Source organism: Carboxydocella sp. JDF658, assembly GCF_002049395.1.
Lineage (GTDB): Bacteria > Bacillota.
The window spans coordinates 1-209 of sequence record NZ_BDLR01000249.1 but is presented as its reverse complement, the minus strand read 5'-3'; the positions used below and the strand labels follow the sequence as shown (position 1 = coordinate 209).

General features: G+C 56.9%; 1 rRNA gene. It reads left to right on the top strand.

Annotated features, from left to right (window positions below):
- Positions 1-209, top strand: a 23S ribosomal RNA gene (locus tag JDF658_RS14010); the annotation flags it as partial.

Here is a 209-nt window from a genome sequence, read left to right as displayed (position 1 = left end):
ATTGCATGTACAGGATAGGTGGGAGACTGGGAAGCTTAGGCGCCAGCCTAAGTGGAGTCGCTGGTGGGATACCACCCTTGTGATATTGAAGTTCTAACCCGTACACGAGAGCCGGGTAGGGGACAGTGTCAGGTGGGCAGTTTGACTGGGGCGGTCGCCTCCCAAAGAGTAACGGAGGCGCCCAAAGGTTCCCTCAGCGCGAATGGAAA